Origin of the sequence: Nocardia sp. NPDC051832 (assembly GCF_040681285.1) — a bacterium.
Classification (GTDB): Bacteria; Actinomycetota; Actinomycetes; order Mycobacteriales; family Mycobacteriaceae; genus Nocardia.
This window is the reverse complement of the sequence record NZ_JBFAYL010000003.1, coordinates 1116846-1141376: the sequence shown is the minus strand read 5'-3', so window position 1 is coordinate 1141376 and position 24531 is coordinate 1116846. Positions and strand designations below refer to the sequence as shown.

General features: G+C 66.4%; 26 protein-coding genes and 1 pseudogene. 18 read left to right on the top strand and 9 right to left on the bottom strand.

The genetic code is table 11. The features are described from left to right. Positions 1-117 precede the first annotated feature (117 nt). Positions 118-1425: a lipase family protein gene (locus tag AB0M14_RS23000; protein ID WP_364998110.1), complete on the top strand. Its 1308-nt coding sequence runs from the start codon at positions 118-120 to the stop codon at positions 1423-1425. A gap of 24 nt (positions 1426-1449) precedes the next feature. Next, entirely contained in the window at positions 1450-2400 is a 951-nt protein-coding gene (locus AB0M14_RS22995) for an RNA ligase family protein (protein ID WP_364998108.1), read from the top strand. A 16-nt stretch (positions 2401-2416) separates the two neighbouring features. Here AB0M14_RS22995 and AB0M14_RS22990 read toward each other — a convergent pair whose 3' ends face one another. Next, positions 2417-3583, bottom strand: coding sequence for an epoxide hydrolase family protein (locus tag AB0M14_RS22990; RefSeq protein ID WP_364998106.1), 1167 nt, complete (start codon positions 3581-3583; stop codon positions 2417-2419). Between the two features lie 102 nt (positions 3584-3685). Here AB0M14_RS22990 and AB0M14_RS22985 point away from each other — a divergent pair, with 102 nt between their 5' ends. The 7 genes from AB0M14_RS22985 to AB0M14_RS22955 all read left to right on the top strand — a co-directional run bounded on the left by AB0M14_RS22985 (position 3686) and on the right by AB0M14_RS22955 (position 7956). Continuing rightward, positions 3686-4246: an ABATE domain-containing protein gene (locus AB0M14_RS22985; RefSeq protein WP_364998104.1), complete on the top strand. Its 561-nt coding sequence runs from the start codon at positions 3686-3688 to the stop codon at positions 4244-4246. A gap of 28 nt (positions 4247-4274) precedes the next feature. Next, positions 4275-4790 (top strand): hypothetical protein, encoded by a 516-nt coding sequence (locus AB0M14_RS22980; protein ID WP_364998102.1) that lies wholly within the window; start codon positions 4275-4277, stop codon positions 4788-4790. Positions 4791-4867: 77 nt separating this feature from the next. Further along, entirely contained in the window at positions 4868-5266 is a 399-nt protein-coding gene (locus AB0M14_RS22975) for a DUF4870 domain-containing protein (protein ID WP_364998100.1), read from the top strand. Positions 5267-5359: 93 nt separating this feature from the next. Next, positions 5360-6178, top strand: coding sequence for a TIGR02452 family protein (locus AB0M14_RS22970; protein ID WP_364998098.1), 819 nt, complete (start codon positions 5360-5362; stop codon positions 6176-6178). A gap of 142 nt (positions 6179-6320) precedes the next feature. After that, positions 6321-6773: a hypothetical protein gene (locus AB0M14_RS22965; protein WP_364998096.1), complete on the top strand. Its 453-nt coding sequence runs from the start codon at positions 6321-6323 to the stop codon at positions 6771-6773. Between the two features lie 86 nt (positions 6774-6859). Further along, positions 6860-7321, top strand: a complete 462-nt coding sequence (locus AB0M14_RS22960; RefSeq protein ID WP_364998094.1) for an SRPBCC family protein — start codon at positions 6860-6862, stop codon at positions 7319-7321. Positions 7322-7350: 29 nt separating this feature from the next. Then, positions 7351-7956, top strand: a complete 606-nt coding sequence (locus AB0M14_RS22955; RefSeq protein ID WP_364998092.1) for a hypothetical protein — start codon at positions 7351-7353, stop codon at positions 7954-7956. Between the two features lie 21 nt (positions 7957-7977). Here the strand turns inward: AB0M14_RS22955 and AB0M14_RS22950 are convergent. Then, a pseudogene (locus AB0M14_RS22950) lies at positions 7978-8885 on the bottom strand (LysR family transcriptional regulator). Positions 8886-8976: 91 nt separating this feature from the next. Here AB0M14_RS22950 and AB0M14_RS22945 point away from each other — a divergent pair. From AB0M14_RS22945 to AB0M14_RS22930, 4 genes are all read left to right on the top strand, one after another. Then, entirely contained in the window at positions 8977-9288 is a 312-nt protein-coding gene (locus tag AB0M14_RS22945) for an EthD family reductase (RefSeq protein WP_364998090.1), read from the top strand. A 196-nt stretch (positions 9289-9484) separates the two neighbouring features. Further along, positions 9485-9934: a hypothetical protein gene (locus tag AB0M14_RS22940; RefSeq protein WP_364998088.1), complete on the top strand. Its 450-nt coding sequence runs from the start codon at positions 9485-9487 to the stop codon at positions 9932-9934. 612 nt (positions 9935-10546) lie between these two features. Further along, complete coding sequence (locus AB0M14_RS22935) at positions 10547-11002, top strand: DUF4189 domain-containing protein (protein ID WP_364998086.1); 456 nt, start codon at positions 10547-10549, stop codon at positions 11000-11002. A 320-nt stretch (positions 11003-11322) separates the two neighbouring features. Continuing rightward, positions 11323-11880, top strand: a complete 558-nt coding sequence (locus AB0M14_RS22930) for a hypothetical protein (protein ID WP_364998084.1) — start codon at positions 11323-11325, stop codon at positions 11878-11880. A 168-nt stretch (positions 11881-12048) separates the two neighbouring features. Here AB0M14_RS22930 and ychF read toward each other — a convergent pair whose 3' ends face one another. Both ychF and AB0M14_RS22920 read right to left on the bottom strand, forming a co-directional pair. Further along, a complete protein-coding gene (ychF, locus tag AB0M14_RS22925) occupies positions 12049-13128 on the bottom strand; it encodes a redox-regulated ATPase YchF (protein ID WP_364998083.1) in 1080 nt (359 codons plus the stop codon). A 40-nt stretch (positions 13129-13168) separates the two neighbouring features. Next, entirely contained in the window at positions 13169-13741 is a 573-nt protein-coding gene (locus AB0M14_RS22920) for a TetR/AcrR family transcriptional regulator (RefSeq protein WP_364998080.1), read from the bottom strand. A 228-nt stretch (positions 13742-13969) separates the two neighbouring features. Between AB0M14_RS22920 and AB0M14_RS22915 the strand changes: the two genes are divergently transcribed. Then, positions 13970-14452, top strand: a complete 483-nt coding sequence (locus AB0M14_RS22915; protein ID WP_364998078.1) for an NAD(P)-binding oxidoreductase — start codon at positions 13970-13972, stop codon at positions 14450-14452. 3 nt (positions 14453-14455) lie between these two features. Here the strand turns inward: AB0M14_RS22915 and AB0M14_RS22910 are convergent, their stop codons facing one another. Beyond that, complete coding sequence (locus tag AB0M14_RS22910; protein ID WP_364998076.1) at positions 14456-15376, bottom strand: zinc-binding dehydrogenase; 921 nt, start codon at positions 15374-15376, stop codon at positions 14456-14458. A gap of 203 nt (positions 15377-15579) precedes the next feature. On the opposite strand from AB0M14_RS22910, the gene AB0M14_RS22905 reads away from it, so the two are divergent. Next, complete coding sequence (locus AB0M14_RS22905) at positions 15580-16416, top strand: helix-turn-helix domain-containing protein (RefSeq protein WP_364998074.1); 837 nt, start codon at positions 15580-15582, stop codon at positions 16414-16416. A gap of 10 nt (positions 16417-16426) precedes the next feature. After that, on the top strand, positions 16427-16840 hold the full coding sequence (locus AB0M14_RS22900) for a VOC family protein (RefSeq protein WP_364998072.1): 414 nt from the start codon (positions 16427-16429) through the stop codon (positions 16838-16840). Here AB0M14_RS22900 and AB0M14_RS22895 read toward each other — a convergent pair whose 3' ends face one another. The 4 genes from AB0M14_RS22895 to AB0M14_RS22880 form a co-directional block, all read right to left on the bottom strand. Next, on the bottom strand, positions 16841-18337 hold the full coding sequence (locus tag AB0M14_RS22895) for a serine/threonine-protein kinase (RefSeq protein ID WP_364998070.1): 1497 nt from the start codon (positions 18335-18337) through the stop codon (positions 16841-16843). Between the two features lie 124 nt (positions 18338-18461). Then, the gene (locus tag AB0M14_RS22890; RefSeq protein ID WP_364999022.1) at positions 18462-19325 is read right to left on the bottom strand and encodes a carbohydrate ABC transporter permease; all 864 of its coding nucleotides are present in this window, start codon (positions 19323-19325) and stop codon (positions 18462-18464) included. Positions 19326-19333: 8 nt separating this feature from the next. Beyond that, positions 19334-20371, bottom strand: a complete 1038-nt coding sequence (locus AB0M14_RS22885) for a sugar ABC transporter permease (protein WP_364998068.1) — start codon at positions 20369-20371, stop codon at positions 19334-19336. Beyond that, the gene (locus tag AB0M14_RS22880; protein WP_364998066.1) at positions 20364-21662 is read right to left on the bottom strand and encodes a sugar ABC transporter substrate-binding protein; all 1299 of its coding nucleotides are present in this window, start codon (positions 21660-21662) and stop codon (positions 20364-20366) included. Before AB0M14_RS22880 ends, AB0M14_RS22885 begins: the two co-directional genes overlap by 8 nt. Before the next feature lie 301 nt (positions 21663-21963). Between AB0M14_RS22880 and AB0M14_RS22875 the strand changes: the two genes are divergently transcribed. Beyond that, positions 21964-24243, top strand: coding sequence for a carbon starvation CstA family protein (locus tag AB0M14_RS22875; protein ID WP_364998063.1), 2280 nt, complete (start codon positions 21964-21966; stop codon positions 24241-24243). Next, positions 24240-24482 (top strand): YbdD/YjiX family protein, encoded by a 243-nt coding sequence (locus AB0M14_RS22870; protein ID WP_364998061.1) that lies wholly within the window; start codon positions 24240-24242, stop codon positions 24480-24482. Before AB0M14_RS22875 ends, AB0M14_RS22870 begins: the two co-directional genes overlap by 4 nt. The last annotated feature ends 49 nt before the right edge of the window (positions 24483-24531 follow it).

Here is a 24531-nt window from a genome sequence, read left to right as displayed (position 1 = left end):
TTGTCTTCCGAGACAATTATTTTCGCCGCTGGATCTTGATAAATTGAACCAGCGCAACACATCCGGCCGAATTTCCGAAGGAATACCAGGATGAGCCTGCACCAAGATTCGGTTTCCATGCCAGATGTAGTTCAGTATCCCCCTGCTCACGGCCCGCTCCGGCCGGAAGACGACGACTTCTACCACCCGCCGGAAGATTTCGCACAGTATGCGCCGGGCACCGTATTACGCACCCGCACCGCGGAAATCGCGTTTTTCGGGGTAATCTCCCAGCGAATTCCCGCCTGGCAGCTGCTCTACCGCACCAACGATCTGCACGGCGTCCCCGATGTCGCCGTGACGACGGTCCTGTTGCCCGCCGGAGCCGATCCCGTCGCCCGGCCGTTGATCTCGTTCCAATGCGCGATCGACGGCGTCAGCTCCAACTGCTTTCCCTCCTACGCACTGCGCCGCGGCGCCCGCGCCCTCGGCGCGATCCCGCAGCTGGAACTCCCGGTCATCGCCGAAGCCCTGTCCCGCGGCTGGGCCGTCTCCATCCCCGACCACGGCGGCATGCGCGGCCATTTCGGCGTCGCCCGGGAACCCGGCTACCGCGCCCTGGACGCGCTGCGCGCCGCCCTCGCCTTCGCGCCGCTCGGTCTGCACCGCGGCGCCGACATCGGCCTGTGGGGTTACTCCGGCGGCGGTCTGGCCACCGCCTGGGCCGCCGAACTCGCCGCCGGCTACGCGCCCGAACTGAACATCGTCGGCGCGGTCGCGGGCTCGCCGGTAGGCGATCCGCGCGCCGCGTTCCTCCGGCTCAACGGGTCTCTGCTGTCCGGCTTCTCCACGGTGTGCGTCGCGGCGCTGCAACGCGCCTATCCCGAGCTGAACCGGGTTATCCACGCCCACGGGAAGCCCGAATTCCACGCCCTGCTCGCCGATGCGTCGACCCGCACGACGCTGTCCCTGGTTCCCCGCTTCGCGGGCAAGAACCTCGATCGCTACAGCGAATCCAGCTTCGCCGAACTGCTCGACGGCACCGAGATGCGCCACGTCCTCGACGACATCCGTCCCGGCGTGCAGGCCCCCGCGATGCCGCTGCTGGTCCTGCAAGGCGTCAACGACGAACTGATCGCGGTAGCCGACGTCGACCGCCACGTCGATCGCTACCGCCAGGCCGGCGCCCACGTCCACTACCTCCGCGACCGTCTCAGCCTCCATCTCGCCCTGCTCTACCTCGGCACTCCGGCCACCATGAACTGGCTCGCGGACCGCTTCGACCGCAAACCCCTGCCGCCCAGCGTCACGAAAACCATCTGGTCGATCGCCTGCACCAAACGAGAAGCGCTGGGTCACTTGCGCTTCGCCGCCCTCCTCGTCCGCATGCTCCGCGGCAAACCGATCACCTGCGGCAACAGGCGGTCACCAGCAACCGCCAATTGAGTTAGCTAGAAGTATGCTGCTCGCATGGTTCTGGTACCGGCGCCGATGCTGGCCATCTCTGGACGGCCACCGGACACCGCCGCCTGGGCGATCGAGATGAAATGGGACGGCGCCCGGGCACTTGTCATGTGCGACGGTCAGGAATGCCGGTTATACAGCAGGAATCGCAGCGAGATCACCGATTTCTATCCCGAGCTCGCCGCCGCGATCGCCGTGGCAGCCAGCGGGCGGAAGCTGATCCTCGACGGCGAGATCGTCGTCCAGACGTCCTCGGGCACACCTTCCTTCGGTTTGCTACAACGACGCGCGCAGGTCCCGCAGCCCACCGCCCAGCTGATCGCCGAGGTCCCGGTGCAGCTCTACGCCTTCGACGTGCTGGCCATCGGCAGCGACAACACCACCGCACTCACCTACCTGGCGCGCCGCGCTCGGCTCGAAGCACTGGACCTGGGCGGCGGAATGGTCAGCGTCCCGCCCTACTGGCGCGGCGTGGAGGCCGAGAAGATGCTGGCCACCGCCGCCGAGCGCCACCTCGAGGGCATCGTGTCCAAAGAGCTCGAGTCCACCTATCACTCGGGCCGCCGGTCGCCCTCGTGGGTCAACACCCCGGCCCCCAAGACCACCGAAGCCATCGTGGCCGGTTGGACCCCCGGCGCGGGCATGATGGCGAAGACATTCGGCTCCCTCGTGCTCGGCGCCTACGCCCCCGACGGGCAGCTGGTCTACATCGGCAACGTCGGCACCGGTTTCACCCTCGCCGCACGGCGGGGCATCCGCGCCCATCTCAACGAAATCGCTACGTCGGCAATGCTGTTCGAGCTCCCGCCGGTGGGTGTCGTGAACTGGGTGCACCCGCTCCTGGTCGCCGACGTCGAGTATCGCGAATTCACCGGCGAAGGCCTGCAACAGCCGAGCTGGCGCGGGCTGCGCACCGACCGCGATCCCGCCGACATCACCGTGCCGGCCCTCGGGTAGACGCCCGCGACCAGCGTCACCGAGTCGCGGCCAGCACCGCGGCGAGGCCCGCTCGCAAGTCCTCGACGAAGTACTCGGGAACCTCCAACGACGGGAAATGTCCGCCGATTTCGGGCGCGTTCCACCGGACGATCTGCCGATAGCGCTGCTCGGCCCAGGGGCGCGGCGATTTCTCGATGTCGCGGGGATACATGGTGATCGCCGACGGGACGTCGACGCGAAGTTCCGGGTCGAGCGAGTTGTGGCTTTCGTAGTAGATGCGGGCCGCGGACGCGCCGGTCCGGGTCAGCCAATACAGGGTGACGTCGTCGAGGATTCGATCTCTGGAAATCCGTTCGAACGGGCTGTCTTCGGTATCGCTCCACTCGGCGAACTTGTCGAGGATCCAGGCCAGCAGCCCGACCGGGGAATCGACGAGCGAGTAGCCGATGGTCTGCGGCCGGGTCGCCTGCTGCTTCGCGTATGCCGCGCGGTGGCGCCAGAAATCGCGGGTTTCCTCGGTCCATTGCCGCTCGGCCGCCGTCAGCCCGTCCGTTGTCGAGCCGGGCGGCGCCTCGGCGAACAGGGTGTGGATGCCGAGCACGTGCTGTGGGAACCGGCCGGCGAGAACGGTGGTGATATTGCCGCCCCAGTCGCCGCCGTGCGCCAAGAACTGGCGGTAGCCGAGCCGGCCCATCAGTTCCACCCATGCGGCCGCGATCTTTTCGGTTCCCCACCCGGTGCTGGACGGCTTGTCGCTGTAACCGAAACCGGGCAGCGAGGGGACCACGACGTGGAACGCCGGCGCGCCCGCGTCTTCCGGATCGGCCAACTCGTCGATGACGTCGATGAACTCGGCGATGCTGCCCGGCCAGCCGTGCGTCAAGATCAGCGGAGTGGCTTCGGCACGCGCGGATCGGCGGTGCAGAAAGTGGATTCCCAGATCATCGATGGTCGTGCGGAACTGGCCGATTCGGTGGAGGCGCTGTTCGAACGACCGCCAGTCGTAATCGGTGCGCCAGTAATTCACCACCTCGACGAGGTCGGCGCGCGGAACGCCCTGCGCCCATCGATCGCTGGCGGCGCCGGCGACCGTCTCCGCCTCCGGCAGCCGCGCCACGGCCAATCGCGCACGCAGATCGTCGAGTTCGGCGTCGGTCGCGTGGGTTTCGAATGCTTGTACGTCGCCGTTCGAACGGGGCATGAGACCTCCTGGACATCGCGGAACCGGCTACGACATTCAAGAACCGGCTTAGACGGTTCTAACACTCCGTGTCGCCTTCGCGCAACCAGCTAAGGTGGTTCCATGCGTGCTGGGTTCCCCGATTTCCGCCTCGGTTCCGTGCTGGCCACCAGCTTCACGGCCACTCGCACCGAACGTCAGGGCGACTCCGTGGAGCGGATTCCCACACCGCAACGACTTGTGGACTGGCTGGCACTGAACGGCCTCGCTGTCGACTCCTGCACCGACACCCAACTCGCCCGCGCCCGGGAACTGCGAGAAGCGATTCACACCGCCGCGACAGCGGCCGCGACCCGAGCCGCGCTTCCCGCCGCCGCCGTCCAAGTCATCAATGACTCCAGCAGCGGCGGCCGGGCCACGGCCATCCTGACGGCCGAGCGCAAGCGCCGATGGCAACTCACTTCGGTGGAAGATGCCCTGGGCGTCATCGCCGCCGACGCGATCGACATCATCACCGGCGAACGAGACGGAAAACTGGCTCTGTGCGACTCCCCCACCTGCCGAGCCGCCTTCTTCGACACCAGCCAGAGCCGCACCCGCAAATGGTGTGACATGAACACTTGCGGAAATCGCCAGAAGAAGGCGCGCTTCAACGCCAACCAGCGCAACAACACCCGAGCCTGACTACCCTTCGCTGTGCCATTCTGACTAGGTGATCGAGCGGGTGGGGACAGAGACAGCAGGCGGGGCGGGCATGGTCTCGCGGGCACACGACCTCGAAGGTCGACCGAGGGACTCGATTCGGGTCACAGTGGTGGCGCTGCTGCCGATGGTGTTCCTCACGGCGACGCTCCTCGCCGAACAGCTCGTGAACGATTACTCCGCGCGGCTCGGCAAGATTCTGGAGCTGTCCAATATCCTCGGCATCGCTACGCAGGTGGTGCTCGCTCCGTTCCTAGTGGTCTCGTTGATCGGCGCATTCGCATTGAGGCGGAGGAACTTTCGCCAGGGCAACTGGTTCGCGAAGGTCGGCAGCACGGCAACCGCGCTGGCCTGCTTCCTGATCGTCGCGTGCGTTCTCGCTGTCGCCACCGGACCTAATCCTTCGCCATACGAGTGGAAGCCGCTCTACTCGCTCCCTGCGGCCTTGCTCGCGCTCGCGCCGCATCTCGCGATCGTGTCCGCCAATGTGTATATCGTCGTGCGACTTTCGAAGCGCCGCAGGTAGCGGTTACCCGATCCGCCGGCCGCGGCTCCTGCGAAACCTGGGATCGGTAGGCGGCGCGCCCGGCCTCTACTTGTCCCATGACATCTTCTCAGCACCCCACCAACCGTCCGCAGTCCACCGGCTTGGACAAGAAGACCAGCGCGATCCTGTCCTATGCGCTGGGCTGGCTCACCGGAATCATCTTCCTCTTCCTGGGAAAGGCCGATCCCGACGTGAAATTCCATGCCTCGCAATCGATCGTCTTCTTCGGAGCGGTCTCGGTACTCAATATCGTCCTGAGCATCGTCGGCTCGCTCCTCGGAGCCCTGGGCCTGATCTTCAGCCTCGCCGGTCTCGCCCTCATGGTCGGCACGGTCGTCGTCTGGATCATGGCGATGGTCCAAGCCAACAGCAACGGCGGCGTCCGCGCGCCGTTGCCCCTCGTCGGAAAGTTCGTCGCCCCCTACGCCGATCAACTGGCCAACGCGGTCAAGTAACGGCAGCCATCCGGAACCAACGGCCCGAGTCCGACTCGGGCCGTTGACATTTGCACGGAACTGCCGGCCGGCCGAGATGAGAGCATTGCGGGCGTGACCGAACACCTGCGAGCCATCGCCGCCGACAACGAACGCATCATCGCGGCCGGCGGTTACCTGACGCCCGGCGGACATCACGTCTCGCTGACATCGGCAGTGCAAGCCGCCGTCCAGGCCACCCGAATGTACGGTCCCGACCCGATCCCGGTCATCATCCGCAACGACGCCACCACCGCCATCACAGTTACCGACGAGAGCAGCCTCGCCGCAGCGCACCGAATGCTCGACACCGATCCAGAACCGGTCGCCGTCCTGAACTTCGCGTCCGCCCGCAACCCCGGCGGCCACTACCTCGCCGGCGCCCGCACCCAGGAAGAGGCCCTGTGCCGAGCGTCAGCGCTGTACACCACCCTGCTGGCCGTCCCGCAATACTACGAGCACCACCGCCACACCCCGAACCCTTTCTATAGCGACCGCGTAATCCTCTCCCCCGCCGTCCCCGTCTTCCGCGACGACACCGGCACCCTGCTCGACAACCCCTATCCGGTTACCTTCCTCACCTGCCCGGCACCCCGAACCAACGTGATCGCACAGGAACTGAACACCGAACTCCATCGACTACCCACGGTATTGGCCACCCGCGCCGAACGAATTCTCGAAGCAGCAGCCACCTACCGCCGTCTGGTGCTCGGCGCCTGGGGCTGCGGCGCCTACGGCAACGACCCCACCCTCGTGGCCGGTGTCTTCCATGCACTTCTAGCCGACGGAGGCCGATTCAACAAGCACTTCGACGAGATCACCTTCGCAATACTGGACCGAACCCCCAGCGAGACAACCCTTTCCACCTTCCGAACCGTCTTCGCGGCAGAGTAGGCGCTCGTCGTCGATAGCGGATGGGGTATTCGATTTGCCCGGGATCGTCACCCTTTGTATGTTGTGCTGTTGCGTCGATTCGTTGCGCGGCAGGTGGGGTCTGTCTATCCACCTCGTTCGGAATGTGGATTTGGTGGAGTGAGTGAAACGTCGTGTGGCTTGGTCGCGCGGTCTGCTCGTCGCTGCGGTGCTTATGGGGTCCGGGTTCGCGGCGGGTGCGGCGAGCGCCGCGCCCAAACAGTGGACGGTGGTTGTGGTTACGGACAACCGCCAGGTGTTCGAGGTGCGGGACCAAGCATCGAAGGAGGGGGCGGAGAAGCTTGTGCTCGACACCTGTATCGCGGCGTCCCCGCAGGGCATCAATTTGGGGTCGACCGTGGCCAACGGACATACCTGCCGGGTGCAGATCTATGTGAAATCCGGTGAATGCGCTGTTCTGATGAGTTCCTCGCAGGGCTTCTCCCGCGGGTGGTCCACCAATCGTGGATATCCCGATGATCTCCTGCGCGCCGAATACGAGGCGCGTATGCACAACTTGCGCGAATATCCGTCCTCGAGTTCGCCCAAAATGGTGTGGTCGGGCTGCCAGAACTGACCCGTCGAACAATCTGCCGGACAATTCAATGGCCGACTGTATGCTCTGCGGATCGAGACGGACTTCCCCGACGAAGGGCACCGACCTTGCCGAACAACGAGATTCAGCTCAACCAGCACATCAAGGCGACCCCGGCGGCGGTGTGGGCGGTGCTCACCGACCTCGATTCGGCCGCGACCACGTTGACCGGCGTGCTCAGCCTCGAACGCGTCTCCGGCGAGGGTTACGCCGTCGGCACTCGCTGGCGCGAGACGCGCAAGATGATGGGCAAGGAGGCGACCGAGGAAATGTGGGTCGCCGAGGTCGAACCCGAGCGCCGCACCGTGGTCAAAGCGAACTCCCGCGGCGCCGACTACACCACCTGCTTCACCCTCACCCCGAGCGGTGACGGCACAGACCTCTCGATGATCTTCGGCGCCGAGTCCGACACGTCGAGCGTCCTCGCCAAACTGCTGATGAAGGTCTTCAGCGGCATCGCCACGAAAGCCACGGAGAAGATGATGGCCCAGGACCTCCGCGACATCGCGGCCGCCGCGGAAGCACGCTGAACGTCCGGTCACCGGCCTAGGATGTGCACGTGAGCGGGGCGGGTCAGCTGCCGAGCCGAGCACGGCTCAGCGGGTTGCTCGCCGCCGCCGCGTTGTTTGCCGCAGCGATCGCGGCGTGGTTCATTGCCGTGCCCGGAGAGGGTTTGGCGGTCCGCTTCTACCGCTTCGACGGCGTGCCCCTCGTCGCGGCCCCGATCTTCTGGACGGCGGCCGTAGCGCTCTGCTTCGTGTGCGCCCCTACGCTGATTCGGTACCGCAAGTGGGCGTGGCGAACCTTTGTTGCCGTCGTGACGCTGGTGGCGCTACCGCTCTGGCTGTTGACGGCATTCATAGCAGCCTGGTCCGACGATGACGGCAACGTCAAGGACATCGTGGTAAGCCCCGACGGCCGCCATGAAGCGGTCGTAGTGCCTTACTACGCTTTCGATTCCGGCTGCCGCGTATGGCTTCGAGAGCGCGGCGGGCTCTTCAGCAGGCAGGCGCTGGTGTGGATCGAGTCCGAAGGGCCTTGCCCCGCACAGATATCTTTCCTAGGTGACAGCACGATCAGCGTCACCGAGTTTCGCGACGAAAAGATCCGGACTACAACTTTCGACCCCGACCGGATTTCGGTGGCTGCCGTCTTGTACTCGTAGCGAAGCTCTGACCGCCTCTGGTCAGTGGTCCGGCAGCCAGTGCAGCTCATGTGCCAGGGTTTTGGCGACGGTGCGGAGGCGGCGATGTAGTGGTGACTGCACGCGCGGGAGGACCAAGTGGATCGTCAAGGCGGGTGCGCCTCGCAGCGGTCGCCACGTGAGACCGGCCGATTGTGTCGCGACCGCGGCTTCACCGGACGGGGCGAGGGTGAGCCCGTCGCGTAGGTCGCGCTGAGACAAGTCGAAAGAGACTGGGGGCGTGTGGAATCGGGGGGCCGGATGGATGTCGCGGAACAGTGCGGACAGCTGATCGTGGATCACCGGGTTGGCCGTGCGGTCGGGCAGTCGCAGCGGGTACGCGGCCGCATCGGCGATCTCGAGCTCCGGATGTTCGGCGAGCGGATGATGCTGCGCCAATTGGACCCCGACGCGCATCCGCCGCAACAAGAACCGGCGCACGCCACGACCCGGCTGTTCACCGCGGGTGATTCCCGCATCGATGCGGCCGTCGGCGACTGCGGGAGTGATCTCCGGTGTCGCCATGGGGACCGCGCTGACCTCGAGTCCCGGGCTGCTGCGAATGAGCCTGTCCACCAGGGCTGGTGCCGTCTCGGCCCCCGCGCTGAGGCTGTATCCGATGCGGAGCGTGCCCAATTCACCGGCCCCCGCTTTCCGAGCGGTGTCCCATGCCCGGTCCAGCGCCGCCAGCGCGCGGGCGGCGCGGACTCCGCCAAAGCCGCACCGGCCGTAGTCAATTCGACGCTACGCGTGTTGCGAACCAGCAGGCTCGTGCCGAGTTCCGTCTCCAATCGGCGCATCCGGGCACTGAGCGCGGGCTGTGCGATACCGATCCGCGCGGCGGCGCGGGTGAAGTTCAACTCCTGCGCCAGCACCAGAAAGTACCGAAGACTCACCGTATCCGGCGCCACACGCCCTCCCCGTCGATTGATAACGATCCGTTCTGAGTCTATCCCGTACCGGTCTTTCCCCCGACCACGCGTCAAGCCCTAACCTGCACATATGCACAAATTGGTAGTCCTATACCCCAAGCCCGCTGACCCCGACCACTTCCGCGACTACTACGTGGCCACCCATCTTCCACTGGCCACAAAGATGCCCGGCCTGCTTGCATGGCGCTACAGCTTCGACGTGGCGGCACCCAACGGAGAAGCGCCGTATTTCGCGGTCTTCGAAGGCGACTTCGCTGACGCCGCCGCCCTCGCCGCGGCACAGGCATCGCAGCAGGGCCAGCGGGCAGCCGCCGATGTCGCCAACTACGCCACCGGAGGTGTCGTCGTCATCGACTATCCGGTGCAGGACACCACCAGCTGAGCGCGAGATCGACTGCGCTGCGGATCTTGCCGGGGCGGACGGCGGTGGCGGTCTGGAAAACTCATCGCAGCGGCCGGAATCCAGTCGCCACCCAGCTCGGATTTCCTGGTGCACTGACCGATACGGGCAAGTTCTGGACGTATAGTTCTCTGCGCCTCCAAACGGAGGAATTCAGTGCTAGAGAGAGCAATTCAACGTGCATAAATCCAGCAGGGCAGCCGCTACTGTGGCGGCGCTCAGCGCGCTTGCTGCGGGGATCGCGTTCGCCGCGCCTCAGGCGGGGGCAGAGGTCACGCGCATCCACGTCGAACAGGGACAGAGCTTCGGCAGCTCGGCAGACGCCCGCGGTACCGGCTGCTCCTACCCGATCACCGTGACCACGGAACCCGGCCGGGCCGTGATCATGCTCGACCAGATCGGCAACGACCCGGAAACCGCGGACCACAAGCAATTTCAGCCGAACCAAGTGACAGCGGATGCATCCGGTATCGCGCGCACCACGTGGACCCCCGACCGGAAGGGCCCGCACAAGATCGTGGTACTCGAACTCCTGGACGGTGACGACTTCGATGTCTACAGCCTCCGCACTGCGATGAACGTCGGAACCGGCGTCAACCTCGGTCCCGCCTGCGCCGTACTGCCCTGAGCATTTCACCGCAGACCGGCATGTCGCCACTCGGCTCAGCCGGTCTGCGGCTCCGATCGCAGACCGATCCAGCCAGCGCACCCGCTCCCGAAACACCAAGGGCGCCAAGCGGAAACGTTCCTTAGCGCCGCCGAGCGGATTCGCACTCCCCGCCCCGACAGTGTCGTGCCGCGGGGATGGTCGATGGTGATGCTCTCGCCGATTCGAGGAACGACGGGGAGCTGTCACCGGGCCGACAGCAACCAAAGGTCCTGCCACACAACGTATCCCGTTTGCCAGCCCGACCGCAGCCAGACCAGACTGCCAGCCTCGGCAGCGGTTGGACGGCAACGCCGATCCCGTAGAGTCCCGCCGGCGCCAACGCACCGCAAATGCCGAGTCGAGTGCGTGCACATCCGCTGAAGTCCGATTGCGAAGAGCTGTGCGAGGTTCAGATGTTGTATCCCAACAGGCTGCGTCGGGGGCGGGCGAAACTGTCACGGACCGAGTCGAATCCGTCACTTTGCGACTCCAGCCGGCTGCGGGACTGTTGGTTACCCAAGGCTGGACAATTCGCTTGGCCGCCACCATGATCTCCTGAGTGCGAACGTTCGGCATCGGGGGTTGAGGAACATGAAAAAACTGCGGAAGGCCTTGGCAGCCAGTGTGATTCCAGCAGCAGGGGCACTGATTGTCGCGGTATCCGCGACCGCGCACGCCGACGCTGACTTGTACGGCGCAATTGCTGCGTCAGTGGGTGGCTACAACTTCGCGACGGCGATCGATTATCCGACCCAGACAACCGCAGATTTTGCCGCCATCCGAGCGTGCCTCAGCGTGGACTCGAACAGCATCTGCGTGCCCCAGCTCCAGCTCCGCAATGAATGCGGAGCCGTGGTCGAGCGTACTTGGGAACCTTCCGACGGAGTGTCGCCCATGTTCTTCTATTCGACTGGGCCCACCGCCACTATCGCCGAGAACAATGCGATGACGCGGGCGGCGGCGCACACCCCTCCAGATTTCATGGTCTTGTCAGTTCTCCTGCCTCCTAAACTCGTGGACACCATCTGCACCTCTAATGCGCGATGAAACCTCACTGCACCGCACACTGCGTCTTCGGCGGACAATCGGATGAAGGACTTCGGCTGCCGCTGACTCACTGTGTTCCTGCCGTTGTGACTCGGCTCCAGCGTGCCAGGATCGTTTGGGCTGCATGATGTTCGGTGATGTCTAGGGGAACAGTTGCGTGACCGCCGTGGCGGCTTCGGTGATGGCGCCCGGATTCTTGCTGGTGACTCACAGACGGACGTTATGGCCACCACCTAGTCGTGGCGGTATCCGCTTGCGTGCCGAACGTAGCGGCCGGAAATCAACTCGCGCCGTAAGACCTGGCCAGGCAAGCTCGCCACATGACCAACTCCTCGCCAGCCCACTATGACCGAGCGGTTCTACTGAGTGCCTACCTGGATGCGGTAGGAGAATTCTCCACGCTGGAAGGCAAGACCGGAGTCGAAGCCGAGGCTGCGTATGCGAGTTGGTCCCCCGACGCGGTCAAACGGTCGAAGTCGCGTATGGCCTACCTGGCTGGCCTCGAGAAGTTGTTTGGCGTGGATCTCGGACTGCCCGACCCATTGAACGGATCCGGCGATATGCGCCGTCGCGTCCTACTGAGGTTTCTACTTCAGACGGCCCGGTCGTATCGCGCGATCGGAACACCGCTGGACAGATACACCGAAGCCGGCCTGCTGGTGAAGGCCATGGAAGACGTCCGCATCGTTGACGCGGTCACCGACAGTTGTGCCCGAATGCAGAGCCCCGTCGGCACGCTGCGGCAGCAACATCTGGAATTGCTTGACACCGTCCTGAGCGGCTTGCTCGGCGAACGAGCTGATGCGATCTATGAACTCGGTGACCCGGCCGCCGCTGACATCGTCGTACCCGAACCTTGGGATCCGTGGGGAATCTAGACAGAACATCCTGACATGCCTGCGGGCGCAGTCGGCGCCGGTCAAGCGATCCCCAACAGGCGACGGCGCCCAAATGCACTGCGCCCCAGCCGGCCCCCGGACAGGGGCGCAGTTGCTCCTCAGCCCTGTGACCAGGGCTTAAGCTTCTACTCGTTCTTCGACGGTGCGCTAGACGTTGAAGCGGAACTCGACGACGTCGCCGTCGACCATGATGTAGTCCTTGCCTTCCATGCGCACCTTGCCCGCGGACTTGGCGGCGGACATGGAGCCGGCGGCGACGAGGTCGGCGAAGGCGACGATTTCGGCTTTGATGAAGCCGCGTTCGAAGTCGGTGTGGATGACGCCGGCGGCTTTGGGGGCGGTGTCGCCCTGGTGGATGGTCCAGGCGCGGGCTTCTTTGGGGCCGGCGGTGAGGTAGGTCTGCAGGCCGAGGGTGTGGAAGCCGGCGCGGGCCAGGGCGTGCAGGCCGGGCTCGGTCTGGCCGATGGATTCCAGGAGTTCGAGGGCGGACTCGTCGTCGAGTTCGAGGAGTTCGGCTTCGACCTTGGCGTCGAGGAAGACGGCGTCGGCGGGGGCGACGGCGGCTTTCAGTTCGGCGACCTTCGCCTCGTCGGTGAGGACCGATTCGTCGGCGTTGAAGACGTAGAGGAAGGGCTTGGTGGTGAGCAGCGACAGCTCTTTGAGCAGTTCGGTGTCGACCTTGTTGCCGGCCGCGAAGAGGGTGGTGCCCTCGTTCAGGATCTCCTGGGCCGCCTTGGCGGCGTCGGCGAGCGGCTTGCGCTCCTTCTTGATCTTGGCTTCCTTCTCGAAGCGCGGGACCGCCTTCTCCAAGGTCTGCAGATCGGCGAGGATCAGCTCGGTCTCGATCACCTCGATATCGGCCATCGGGTCCACCTTGCCGTCGACGTGGATCACGTCGTCGTCGGCGAACACGCGCACCACCTGGCAGATGGCGTCGGCTTCCCGAATGTTGGCGAGGAACTTGTTGCCCAGACCGGCGCCCTCGGACGCGCCCTTCACGATGCCCGCGATGTCGACGAAGGACACCACGGCCGGGACGATGCGCTCGGAGCTGAAGATCTCGGCGAGCGTGCCCAGACGCGGGTCGGGCAGCGGCACCACCCCGACGTTCGGCTCGATGGTCGCGAACGGGTAGTTCGCGGCCAGCACGTCGTTCTTGGTCAACGCGTTGAACAGCGTCGACTTTCCGACGTTGGGCAGGCCGACAATTCCGAGGGTGAGACTCACGAGTTCGAGAGTCTACGCGGAGCCCGCACCCCGCCGGCCGTCAGAGTCCCCGCACCAGGGTCCGGGCGAGCTCGCCGGCGAGTTCGTCCGGTGCGGGAGCGGCCTCCGGGCCCTGTTCATAGAACCGCAGGAACGCCTGATGGAAGCAGGCGCCGTCGAGCAAGGCCGCCGCGGTGTCCACCTCGGCGTCCACGGCGACCCGCCCCAGCGCCTGCTCCGCGCGCAGATAGGCGGCGATGCCCGCGATCGCCTGTCCCGGGCCCGCGCCGTGCTTACGCATCGAATCACGGTGCGACGCCATGCGTTTCGGCTGGGCGAGCATGCCGCCGAGCAGCGGCAGCGACTGCTGATAGAAGGACAGCGCGCCGCGGGCGACAGCGGCCAGATTCGCTTCGACGGTCGACTCCCCCGGCTCCGGCCGCGCACTCGCCGGTCCCGGCATGCGATACCGGAGGACGTTGAGGATCAGGTCCTCCTTGTCACTGAAGTGCTTGTACAGCGCCGCCTCGGAATACCCCGCGACCTTGGCGATCTCCTTGGTGGTGGCATGGATGACGCCGCGCGTACGCATGATCTCCGCGGCGGCGTCGAGGATCTGGTCGCGAGTGCCCACGAAATCTCCCATTGACAAGTTAGTGATTACTCACCCATCCCAGGTTAGTAAGTACTCACCAACCTGAAGGGCTCGACATGCGACTCACCATTTTCGGAGCAAGCGGCGGCACCGGCGGCCGGCTCGTACAGCAGGCCCTGCGCCAGGGCCACGAGGTGACGGCGGTCGTCCGCGGCCCGCGGCCGGGCAACCGATCAGCCGCGGCTGCGCACCGTCGTCGCCGACCCGATGAATCCCGCCGAGATCACCGCGGCCATCCAGGGCGCCGACGCGGTGCTGAGCACCATCGGCGCACGCGACTCCGGACCGACGACGGTCAGCACGGACGCCGCGCTATCGATCACCAAGGCCATGGCGGCGACGGACGTGCGCCGCTTGGTCCTGGTCAGCAACAGCGCGCGGGTCGCCGGTCCGGGCGACGATTGGTTCACCCGGTTCGTGGTGAAGCCGCTGATCCTGCGCCCGCTGCTGCGGCACAGTCTCAACGACATGGCCGCGGCCGAGCAGGCCGCGCGCGACAGCGCTCTGGACTGGACCATCGTCCGCGCGCCACAACTCACCGACAAGGCGGCGAAGGGCGCCTACCGCACGGCGGTCGAACGCAACGTCACCTTCGGCATCCAGATCACGCGGGACGACTTGGCCGCGTGCCTGCTCGATCTGGTGCCCGACCAGGGCGCCGTGCGCAAGCACGTCAACGTGGCCAACTGAACCTCAGGGGATCAGCACGACCTTGCCGAGGTTGGCGCGGGCCTCGACGAGGGCATGGGCCTGCGCCGCCTCCTCGAGCGCGAACTCGGTGTGCACGGGGCGGAGCTGGCCCGAGGCGAAGTACTGCCAGAGCTCTTGGCGCCAATGGTCATAGACGTCCGGTCGGCCTTCGGCGATGCGGCGGATCTGGAATCCGATCACCGTCTTGGCCGCGGCCAGCAGGTCGTAGGCCTCGATGGTGCCGCCGCCGGAGCTGTAGGCGACGAGGCGGCCGCCGGGATTGAGGGCGTGCAGGGCGGGCCCGAGCAGTGCGCCGCCGACTGCGTCGAGGGCGTAGTCGGCGGACTTGCCCCAGGCGGCCTGGTCGTAGGTGACGACCTCGTCCGCGCCGAGACCGCGCACGAACTCGGTCTTGGCGGCATCGGAGACGGCGCCGACGACCCAGGCCGCGCCGCGGACCCGGGCCAGCTGCACGGCCAGGTGACCGACACCGCTGGCGGCGGCGGTGACCAGGGCGATCTCCCCGGATTCCGGGCGAGCGGAATCGAGCGCGCCGAGAGCAACCAAACCGCTACGCACCAGGGCCACCGCGTCGACCGCGGACGCGCCGTCGGGAATCGGAGATGCCATGCGCGCGGACAGGATCGCGTAGTCGGCGTAACCGTGCCCGAAGCACAGTCCGGTGACGCGGTATCCGGGGGTGTAGCCGGTGACCCCGTCACCCACCGCGACGATCTCACCAGCGATTTCCCCGCCCAGCGGGATCGGATCGGCGGATTCGCGCACCTTCCGGACGACGGGCAGCGTCACACCGATCGCCTGCACCTTGACCAGGAGTTCACCGGGCCCCGGTACCGGAACCTCGGCCGAGGACAGCTCGAGCACCTCAGGACCACCGCTGCGCTCGTACCCGACCCGCCGCATCACACCTCCAGAAAACGTTAGAACGCGTAACGGTAACCGGGCAGCAACCCGATCTCGCACACACTGACCCGGACTTGTGCGCATTCTCACCGCTGGGTCTGCCGCGCGGTGCGCACGGCAACGCCCCCCGCATGCGGCGAGCAGGCGGTACCGCTGGAACGCATCGGGTTGCGAGAAAAACGCGGCGGCGTAGCGTGACGCGTATGGAGCCGACCACGGAGGTGGTGGCAGCACAGCCCGCGCCGGAACTGGCGGGGTTCATCGACCACTACCTCGGTTACCGGATGACCGGGTACCAGCCCGGGGTACACCGGGGGCTGCCGTCGCGGCATCTGACCTTCATCGTCGCCATCGGGCACACCATCGACGTTGTCGCTCAGACGGATCCGCGTCAGCGTCCGGCCGACTATCGCTGCGTGCTGAGCGGCCTACAGGCGACCCCGGCGGCCATCTCGCATTCCGGCCACCAGGAAGGCGTGGCGATCGCGTTGACCCCGCTCGGGTCGCGCACCCTGTTCGGCGTCCCCGCGAGCGAACTGTGGAACACCTCGCTGGAATTCGCCGATGTGGCAGGCCCGGTCGGCGACGAACTGTGGGAGCGCCTGCAAGGGCCGGCCACCTGGCCGCAGCGCTTCGCCGCCTGCGATCGGGTGCTGACCGGCCTGGCCCGCCCCGACCGCCTGGTCGCCCCCGAATTGTCTTGGGCCTGGCGCACTTTGGTGAAATCCGGCGGCACCGCCAACATCGCGACGCTGGCCACCGACATCGGCTGGTCCCGCCAGCATCTCGCCCGCCGATTCGGCACCGAATTCGGGTTGAGCCCCAAGCTCGCGGCCCGCGTCACCCGATTCGAACGGGCCCGCCGGATGATCGAGCGCACCCCCTCGTTCATCACGATCGCCCAGGTCGCGGCCACCTGCGGTTACTACGACCAGGCCCACCTCAACCGGGACTTCGCCGAACTGGCCGGTTGCAGCCCGACCACCTGGCTCGCGGAGGAGATTCCATCCGTCCAAGACGAACCCGAGCTCCGCGGATGAAGCTGGGTTCATGACGAATCCAACGGAAACCAAAGCCGCCTTCATCTGGCCCGCCCTCGCCCTGGACGACGCCCGCGGCACCACCGCCTTCCTGGTCGAAGCTTTCGGCTTCGAGGAAACCGCCGTCTACGCCCGCGAGGACAACCCGGCGATCGTCGAGCACGGCGAACTGCGCTGGCCACTCGGCGGCGGCATCATGTTCGGCTCCACCGGCCGCGACGATTCCCCGTTCGGGACCCGGCCCGCCGGGGCCGCCAGCCTCTACGTCGTCTGCGACAACCCCGACGAACTGTTCGAACGCGCCACCGCCGCGGGCGCAGAAGTGGTGCGCGGCCTGCGCGACGAGGGTTACGGCTCACGCGGATTCAGCGTGCGCGACCCCGAGGGCAACCTGTGGAGCTTCGGCACCTATCGCGGCGAGTAGTTAGTCCAGGGTGGTCGACTTCCACCAGGCGGCCACATCCAGCGGTTCACTGGTGTATTTGGGGCGGGCGTACATCAGGAACGGCGCGCGGTCCCGGCTGTCGAGGAAGACGGCCACGATCGCCTCGCCCCAGTACGACTTCACCCGGTACAGGGTGTACGACCGCCCGTTGTTCTCCGCGGTGAACCGAGTCTTCGGATCCAGCAGCGCCACCACGGCCTGTACGTCGGCGGCGGATTGGTAGGCGTAGATCCGGAAGGTGGGGTCCTTGTAATCGCTGCTGGACTCGCATTCCCAGCCCGCCGTCCACCGGCCGAAGTCCAAGCCGTCGTCGTCCCGATCGACACCTTTGCCGTCCTTGCTGCTCTTGCAGCTGGACCCGTGGTAACCCTCCTTGCGTTTGGTGTCGACGGGCACCATCTTGGGAAAGGCGTTCCAGATCGCCGCGTGATCCCCGGCCGAGGTCTGCACCGGCGAATCCGAATTCCCGTACGCGGCATAGGCTCCGGCGCCGGCGAGCAGCACGGCCGCGACGCCCGCCGCGATGCCCGCGCGCACCCGGGTGCGCGAGCGTTTGCCGGGCGCGAGGGCCGGTGGCGTGGGCTGCGCGAGCTGCGTGTGCGCGGTGGCCGCCATGGTCGGGGCGGTCGGCACGGTGGGCGCGGTCCAGTCCCCGAGCGCGCGCCGGGCCGCCGCCGCGAAATCGGTGCAACTGGCGAACCGGTTCTCCGGTCGCTTCGCCATCGCCCTGGTCAGCACGGAGTCGAGGGCGGCGGGCAGATCCGGGCGCAGCATGCTCGCGATCGGGGCCGCGTCGTAGAGGTGCCCCTGCATCACGACCGCGGGATGTTCCGCGGTGAACGGCGGTGCACCGGTGAGCAACCGGAAAAGCGTGCACGCCAAGGAGTATTGGTCGACCCGCGCGTCGAGGGTGGCTCCGGAGAGTTGTTCCGGCGAGGCGTACGCCAGTGTCGCGGTGAAGGTTCCGGTGCTGGTGAGATGGCCGCCGTCATCGCGCAGGCGCGCGATACCGAAGTCGCTCAGCAGGACTCGCTCCGGACGCCCTTCGTGCGGGTGCTCCAGCAGGATGTTGGCCGGCTTCACGTCGCGGTGCAGGACGCCTTTGCTGTGCGCGTGATCGAGGCCCTCGGCCACCTCGCTGATGATCCGCACCGCCCGTTCCGGCGCCATCGGACCGGAGATCGTCGACGCGTCAGCGCCTTCCACGTACTGCATGGCGATCCACAAGCGCTCACCGACGGCCCCGCGGTCGTACACCGAAACGATATTGGGATGGTCCAGCCGGGCGACCAGTTCCGCTTCCCGCTCGAATCGAGCCCGGCTCTCCGCGTCGGAGAACAGCTCGGGGTTGAGCACTTTCAGCACGGTCAAACGGGGCAACCGGGGGTGCCGAGCCAGGTAGACCGTGCCCATGCCGCCCCGGCCCAATTCCCGTTCGATCACATAGTCGGCGAAAACCTCACCGCTACGCAGCATCTCGACTCCAAACCCTGGACTGCATATTCCCCCCGACCCGCCGGGCCGGCAATGACAGCCATCGTGTCCCATCCGGCCTGGCGGTGCCAACTCGTTTGCCGCCCCAGGTTCTACGGGCCCGTGGTCAGCGGCCGCCCATACCCGACATGGCGATGCCGCGCACGAAGGCGCGTTGCGCGAACGCGTAGATCACCAGCAGCGGCAGCAGGATGACGATCGCCGTCGCCATCAGGATCGGCCATTGGGTGTGATACTGACCTTGCAGGCGCACCAAACCCAGTGTGGCGGTGGCGATATCGTTACGCTGGATCATGATCAGCGGCCAGAGGAAGTCGTTCCAGACGGTGATCCAGGTGAGCACTGCCAGCACCATCAGCGCCGGGCGGATGTGCGGCAACAAGACCCGCCAATACACCTGCCAGGTGCTGCACCCGTCGACGATGGCGGCTTCCTCCAATTCCGCTGGGAGGGTGCGGAAGAACTGGCGCATGAGATAGGTGCCGAAGGCACTGCCGAACAGGCCGGGGACGATCATCGCCCACGGGGTGTCGACCCAGCCCAGGGCCCGCATGAGCAGGAACTGCGGGATCACCGTGACGGTCAGCGGCACCATCAGGGTGGCGAGGTAGGCGACGAACAGCGCCTCACGACCACGGAAACGCAAGCGCGCGAACGCATACCCGGCCAGCGAACAGAAGAACACCTGACCGGCGGTGACGCAGACGGCGTACACCGTGGTGTTCAGCAACATTCGGCCCAGCGGCAGCAGCTCGAAGACTTCGCCGTAGTTGGACCACTGCGGACGCTCGGGAAGCACCGCGGCCTCGGCGATTTCGCCATCACGCTTCAGCGACCCGGACAGTGCCCACAGAATCGGCAGCAGCGCGCACCATGCGATAGCGCTCAGGGCGATATAGGCGAGCACGCCACCCCCGACGCGCCGGAGAATCCGGTGCTGGACCGGCAACCGGGCGGGCCGGAAGGGCATGCCGCGCGTCACAGTTCGACCTCCGATCGGCGCGCGAAGCGCAATTGCAGCAGCGTCAGCAGCAGCAGAATCGCGAAGATCACCCAGGCCAGCGCGGCGGCGTAACCCACCTCGTAGAACCCGAACGCGTGCTGGAACAACATGATTCCGAGCAGATAGGTGCCGGTCTCCGGCCCTCCGCCGCTCCCCGTCAAGGCATAGGCCTGGTCGAAGGCCTGGACCGAGTTGATCACCGTGATGACGAAGACGAACGACAGCGGCCCCCGGATCAGCGGCACCGTCACCGACCAGAACCGGCGAATCGCACCGGCCCCGTCGATCTTCGCCGCCTCGTACAACGGCTCCGGCACGCCCTGCAACGCCGCGAGCAGGATCACCGTCGCGAAAGGCACGCTCTTCCAGACGGTAACGATGCTCAGCGACACCAGCGCCCAGTTCGGATCGGTCAACCACGGCACCGGATCGATCCCGAACCAGCCGAGCATCAGGTTCAGCAGTCCGTCATCGGTGGTGAAGATGAACCGCCACACCACCGCCATGGCCACCGTCGAGGCGACAAGCGGCAGGAACGCGATCGTCCGGAAGAGGCCGATACCGCGCAGTTTCCGGTTCAGCGCGGCGGCCACCGCGAGCCCGATCGCGACCGTCGGCACCAGGGTGAGCACCGTGAACACCGCCGTGTTCCGCAACGCGATCAGGAACAGCGGGTCCGAACCGAACAGCCGCCGATAGTTCGCGATGCCGACAAAGCGGGGCGGGCTGAACAGATCCCACGAGTGAAAACTCAGGTACAGCGAGAAGGCCAAGGGAAACACCAGAAAGACCAGAACCGCAGCGAGATTCGGCGCGATGAACAGCCAGCCCGCACGCTCGCGCCGCCGGGCCAGGCGGCCACGGACCGGCCGGGGGCCGCCCTGGTTCGCGCGGCCGTCGACTTCGCCGGATCCAGTCTGTGCGGGTGACATCGCCGGCCGCGTGGCCGGCACGGCGTCGTGCCGGTGCGGACCGGCGTCCCCCGCCACGGGCATGGTTTCGCGTTCAAGCATGGGCACCCAGCAACGCGTCGATGTCGGCGGTAAAGCTCCCCCCGAGGGATTCGGCCGTGGCCGCACCCCGCAGCACCCCATTGCCGCCGCGTTCCAGCAACGCCGACACCTTCCCCCAAGCAGGCGTCACCGGCAGCGGACGGGAGGCGGCCGGTCCCCCGGACATCACCTCGAGGTTGCGAATCCGGCGGTGCGCGGCGGCGAAACCCGGTGTCGCCATCGCCGATTTCAGCACCGGAACGAACAGTCCCGAGGAGGCGACGATGGCCTGACCGACCGGGCCGGTCGCGAACTTCACGAACTCCCAGGCCTGTTCGATGCGTGGACTGTCCGCGGCGATCGACAGCCCGGTGCAGCCCACGTCGGTGATCGCGCCGGGCCCACCGTGCGGGCCGCGCGGTAGCACCGTGAGATCGATATCGAGATCGTCTTGCCCGGCGAACTCCGAATAGAGCCAGTGCCCGCCCATCGCCATCGCCGCCCGCCCGCGCCGGAACAGATCGGGCGCCGAAACCGACTGCTGGTCAGCCACTTTTGGTGCGACCCGGTGCCGAACCGCCAAGTCCGCGTAGAACTGGAACCCGGCGGCGAAGCGCGGGTCGCCGAGATTCGTCCGGGTCGGGTTCACCGACGGCGTGAACCACTCGGCGCCGTTGTTCATCCCGAAGCAGGCCGCCGAGAAATACGGCACCCAGGCATCGGCGAAGCCCCACTGTTTGGTTCGGCTGCCTTCGCGCCGGGTGAGCTGCTGTGCCGCGTCCAGGAATTCCTCGAAGGTCCAGGCGTCGTCCCAGCGCGCGGGCGGGGTCAGCCCGGCGGTGGCGAACAATTGCCGGTTGTAATAGAGGAACACGCCGGACCACTGCTCCGGCAGGGCGTACTGCCCGCCGCCATAGGTGAAGGTGTCGTACAACGTCGGGTAGCTGTCACGCCGCAGCTCCTCGGCATACCCGGGGTCCCGGTCCAGCAGGGTCCGCAAGTCCAGCAGCACCCCGCGCTCGGCCAGCCCGGCGTACAGCAACTCCCAGGCCATCATCACGTCGGGGCATTTGCCGCCCGCGCAATAGGTGAGCATCTGCTGGAGCGGATCCGGGCCGGACATGATGGTGCGCACCTTGATCGCGGGATGCCGCTTGCGGAACTCCTCGATGATCGTCAGCCGGACCCGGGCCTCCTCGGGCCGGGCCTGGAAGAAGAAGGTCAGCGCGTCGTCATCGGCGCCACATCCGCCCAGCGCCAGCGGTGCGGCCAGCGCGGCACCGAGCAAGGTCCGGCGACGGACCGCGATCACGAGCCGAGGGGTGTCGTCATGATGCGCAGCAGCATACTTACGGCAAAATATTCTTCGACCGCCGGTCGCGGCACACCGACCGTTCGTCGCGCGTTATCGACCGTTCGACCGGTTCGAATGTTCAGACTTGCCTAAGCCTCTCCGAAGCTTGTGGCGGAACGTGAGGCGGCGTGGCAGCATACGCACGGCTATAACGCAGGTGACGGCGGACACACCAAATTAGCTCGGCGAGGAACCTCGATCGGTTACTTTTTTTGTGGTTTCTGCTGGTTCCTGCGCTTTTTCAGGAGATGAGGGCTTGATGGCGACAATCGAATATCTGCGGACAGACCCAGATCTACCCCCGGTAGGTGTGGTCGACAAGTCTCCGATGACGGCGAAGAAGAAGGCGATCTTCGCCGCCATCGCGATCCTGGGCGCCGTCGCCTGGGCCGTCGTCGCCATCGCGCGCGGTGAGTCGGTCAACTCGGTGTGGATCGTGATCGCGGCGGTGTGTACCTACATCACCGCCTACCGCTTCTACGCCAAGTTCATCGAGTGGAAGATCACCAAGCCCCGCGACGACCTGGCTACCCCTGCCGAGATCCTGGAAAACGGCAAGGACTACATGCCGATGGACCGGCGGGTCCTCTACGGCCACCACTTCGCCGCCATCGCCGGCGCCGGCCCGCTGGTCGGTCCCGTGCTCGCCGCGCAGATGGGTTACCTGCCGGGCACCATCTGGATCGTGGTCGGCGTCGTCTTCGCCGGCGCCGTGCAGGACTACCTGGTGCTCTGGGCCTCCACCAAGCGGCGCGGCCGCAGCCTCGGGCAGATGGCCCGGGACGAGCTCGGCGCGATCGGCGGCGTGGCCGCCATCGTCGGCATCCTCGTGATCATGATGATCCTGCTGGCGGTGCTCGCGCTGGTCGTGGTCAACGCGCTGGCCGAAAGCCCGTGGGGTGTCTTCTCCATCGGCCTGACCATTCCGATCGCCCTGTTCATGGGCGTGTACCTGCGGTACCTGCGGCCCGGCGCGGTCGGCGAGGTCTCCGCGATCGGCATCGTGCTGCTGCTGCTCGCCATCGTCTCCGGTGGCTGGGTCTCCGAAACCGCCTGGGGCGAAGACTGGTTCACCCTGTCCAAGGTCACCATCGCGTGGCTGCTGATCGCCTACGGCTTCTTCGCCTCGGTGCTGCCGGTGTGGCTGCTGCTCGCCCCGCGCGACTACCTGTCGACCTTCATGAAGATCGGCACCATCGGCCTGCTCGCCATCGGCATCCTCATCACCATGCCGGTGCTGAAGGCGCCCGCGGTGTCGGACTTCGCCTTCGACAAGCCCGGACCGGCGTTCGCCGGCAGCCTGTTCCCGTTCCTGTTCATCACCATCGCCTGTGGCGCCCTGTCCGGTTTCCATGCGCTGGTGTCCTCGGGCACCACGCCGAAGCTGCTCGCCAAGGAATCGCATGCGCGGATGATCGGCTACGGCGGCATGCTGATGGAGTCGTTCGTCGCGGTCATGGCCATCATCACCGCCACGATCATCGACCAGCACCTGTACTTCGGCATGAACGCGCCGCTCGGCGTCACCGGCGGCACCCCGGAAAAGGCTGCCGCGTACACCAATTCGCTCGGACTGTCGGGTCCCCCGGCCACGGCGGCCGACTTCACCCAGGCCGCCTCGGATCTCGGTGAGAAGTCGATCGTCTCGCGTACCGGCGGCGCGCCGACCCTGGCCGTCGGCATCGCCGAGGTGTTCAGCAAGTTCCTCGGCGGCGCCGGGATGAAGTCGTTCTGGTACCACTTCGCGATCATGTTCGAGGCGCTGTTCATCCTCACCACCATCGACGCGGGCACCCGTGTCGCGCGCTTCATGGTGTCGGACGCGCTGGGCAACTTCGGCGGTGCGGCCCGCAAGTTCAAGGATCCGTCCTGGCGGGTCGGCGCCTGGCTGTGCTCGCTGATCGTGGTCGCCGCGTGGGGCTCCATCCTGCTGATGGGCGTCAACGATCCGCTCGGCGGCATCAACGCGCTGTTCCCGCTGTTCGGCATCGCCAACCAGCTGCTCGCCGCGATCGCGCTGACCGTCGTCCTGACCATCATCGTGAAGAAGGGCTACACCAAGTGGGCCTGGATTCCGGGCATCCCGCTGGTCTGGGACCTGCTCGTCACGATGACGGCGTCCTGGCAGAAGATCTTCTCGGCCGATCCGAAGGTGGGATACTGGAAGCAGAACAGCATCTGCGAACAGGCTCAGGCCGCCGGGAAGCTGTGCCTGACGGCGAAGACACCGGAAGATGTCGACATCGTCATCCGCAACACCTTCATCCAGGGCTCGCTGTCGATCGTGTTCGCCGCGATGGTGCTGATCGTCGCGATCGTCGGTGCGCTGGTCTGCTTCAATGCCTGGCGCAAGGGCGGTTCGGAGACCACCGAGTCACCCGAGGAGCCCTCGAAGCTCTTCGAGCCGACCGGTTTCTTCCCGACACCGGAGGAGAAGGAAGTGCAGAAGCAGTGGGATGAGCTGGTCGCCGCGGGGAAGATTCCCCCGCGGGGCGCCGCGCACGGCGCCGAGAGCCCGGACGTCAGTCTGAGCAAGTGACGAAACCCGTTGTGCCGCGGCGCGGCCGGTCCACCCGACCGGCCGCGCCGCGGCGTCTTCTCGAGGGCGCCAAGAGCCTGCTGAGCTGGTATAACGCCATCATCGGCGGGCAGGATTACCAGCGCTACGTGGCACATCTGCAACGCGAGCATCCCGGTTGCGAGGTTCCGAGCGAGCGGCAGTACTGGCGCGATCGGTACGACGAAGCCGAACGCAAACCGCAGAACCGCTGCTGTTGAACACAAACGGCCGCCGCACCAGATCGGTGCGGCGGCCGTTTCGTGCGGG

What these genes read in the sequence shown, in the direction of transcription:
- AB0M14_RS22990 (WP_364998106.1), bottom strand. Translation starts at nt 3,583, where the DNA reads ATGCCCCGTTCGAACGGCGACGTACAAGCATTCGAAACCCACGCGACC.
- AB0M14_RS22975 (WP_364998100.1), top strand. Translation starts at nt 4,868, where the DNA reads ATGACATCTTCTCAGCACCCCACCAACCGTCCGCAGTCCACCGGCTTG.
- AB0M14_RS22875 (WP_364998063.1), top strand. Translation starts at nt 21,964, where the DNA reads ATGGCGACAATCGAATATCTGCGGACAGACCCAGATCTACCCCCGGTA.
- AB0M14_RS22890 (WP_364999022.1), bottom strand. Translation starts at nt 19,325, where the DNA reads ATGCCCTTCCGGCCCGCCCGGTTGCCGGTCCAGCACCGGATTCTCCGG.
- AB0M14_RS22895 (WP_364998070.1), bottom strand. Translation starts at nt 18,337, where the DNA reads ATGCTGCGTAGCGGTGAGGTTTTCGCCGACTATGTGATCGAACGGGAA.
- AB0M14_RS22945 (WP_364998090.1), top strand. Translation starts at nt 8,977, where the DNA reads ATGCACAAATTGGTAGTCCTATACCCCAAGCCCGCTGACCCCGACCAC.
- AB0M14_RS22995 (WP_364998108.1), top strand. Translation starts at nt 1,450, where the DNA reads ATGGTTCTGGTACCGGCGCCGATGCTGGCCATCTCTGGACGGCCACCG.
- AB0M14_RS22930 (WP_364998084.1), top strand. Translation starts at nt 11,323, where the DNA reads ATGACCAACTCCTCGCCAGCCCACTATGACCGAGCGGTTCTACTGAGT.
- AB0M14_RS22905 (WP_364998074.1), top strand. Translation starts at nt 15,580, where the DNA reads ATGGAGCCGACCACGGAGGTGGTGGCAGCACAGCCCGCGCCGGAACTG.
- AB0M14_RS22900 (WP_364998072.1), top strand. Translation starts at nt 16,427, where the DNA reads ATGACGAATCCAACGGAAACCAAAGCCGCCTTCATCTGGCCCGCCCTC.
- AB0M14_RS22885 (WP_364998068.1), bottom strand. Translation starts at nt 20,371, where the DNA reads ATGCTTGAACGCGAAACCATGCCCGTGGCGGGGGACGCCGGTCCGCAC.
- AB0M14_RS23000 (WP_364998110.1), top strand. Translation starts at nt 118, where the DNA reads ATGCCAGATGTAGTTCAGTATCCCCCTGCTCACGGCCCGCTCCGGCCG.
- AB0M14_RS22910 (WP_364998076.1), bottom strand. Translation starts at nt 15,376, where the DNA reads ATGCGGCGGGTCGGGTACGAGCGCAGCGGTGGTCCTGAGGTGCTCGAG.
- AB0M14_RS22985 (WP_364998104.1), top strand. Translation starts at nt 3,686, where the DNA reads ATGCGTGCTGGGTTCCCCGATTTCCGCCTCGGTTCCGTGCTGGCCACC.
- AB0M14_RS22915 (WP_364998078.1), top strand. Translation starts at nt 13,970, where the DNA reads ATGAATCCCGCCGAGATCACCGCGGCCATCCAGGGCGCCGACGCGGTG.
- AB0M14_RS22935 (WP_364998086.1), top strand. Translation starts at nt 10,547, where the DNA reads ATGAAAAAACTGCGGAAGGCCTTGGCAGCCAGTGTGATTCCAGCAGCA.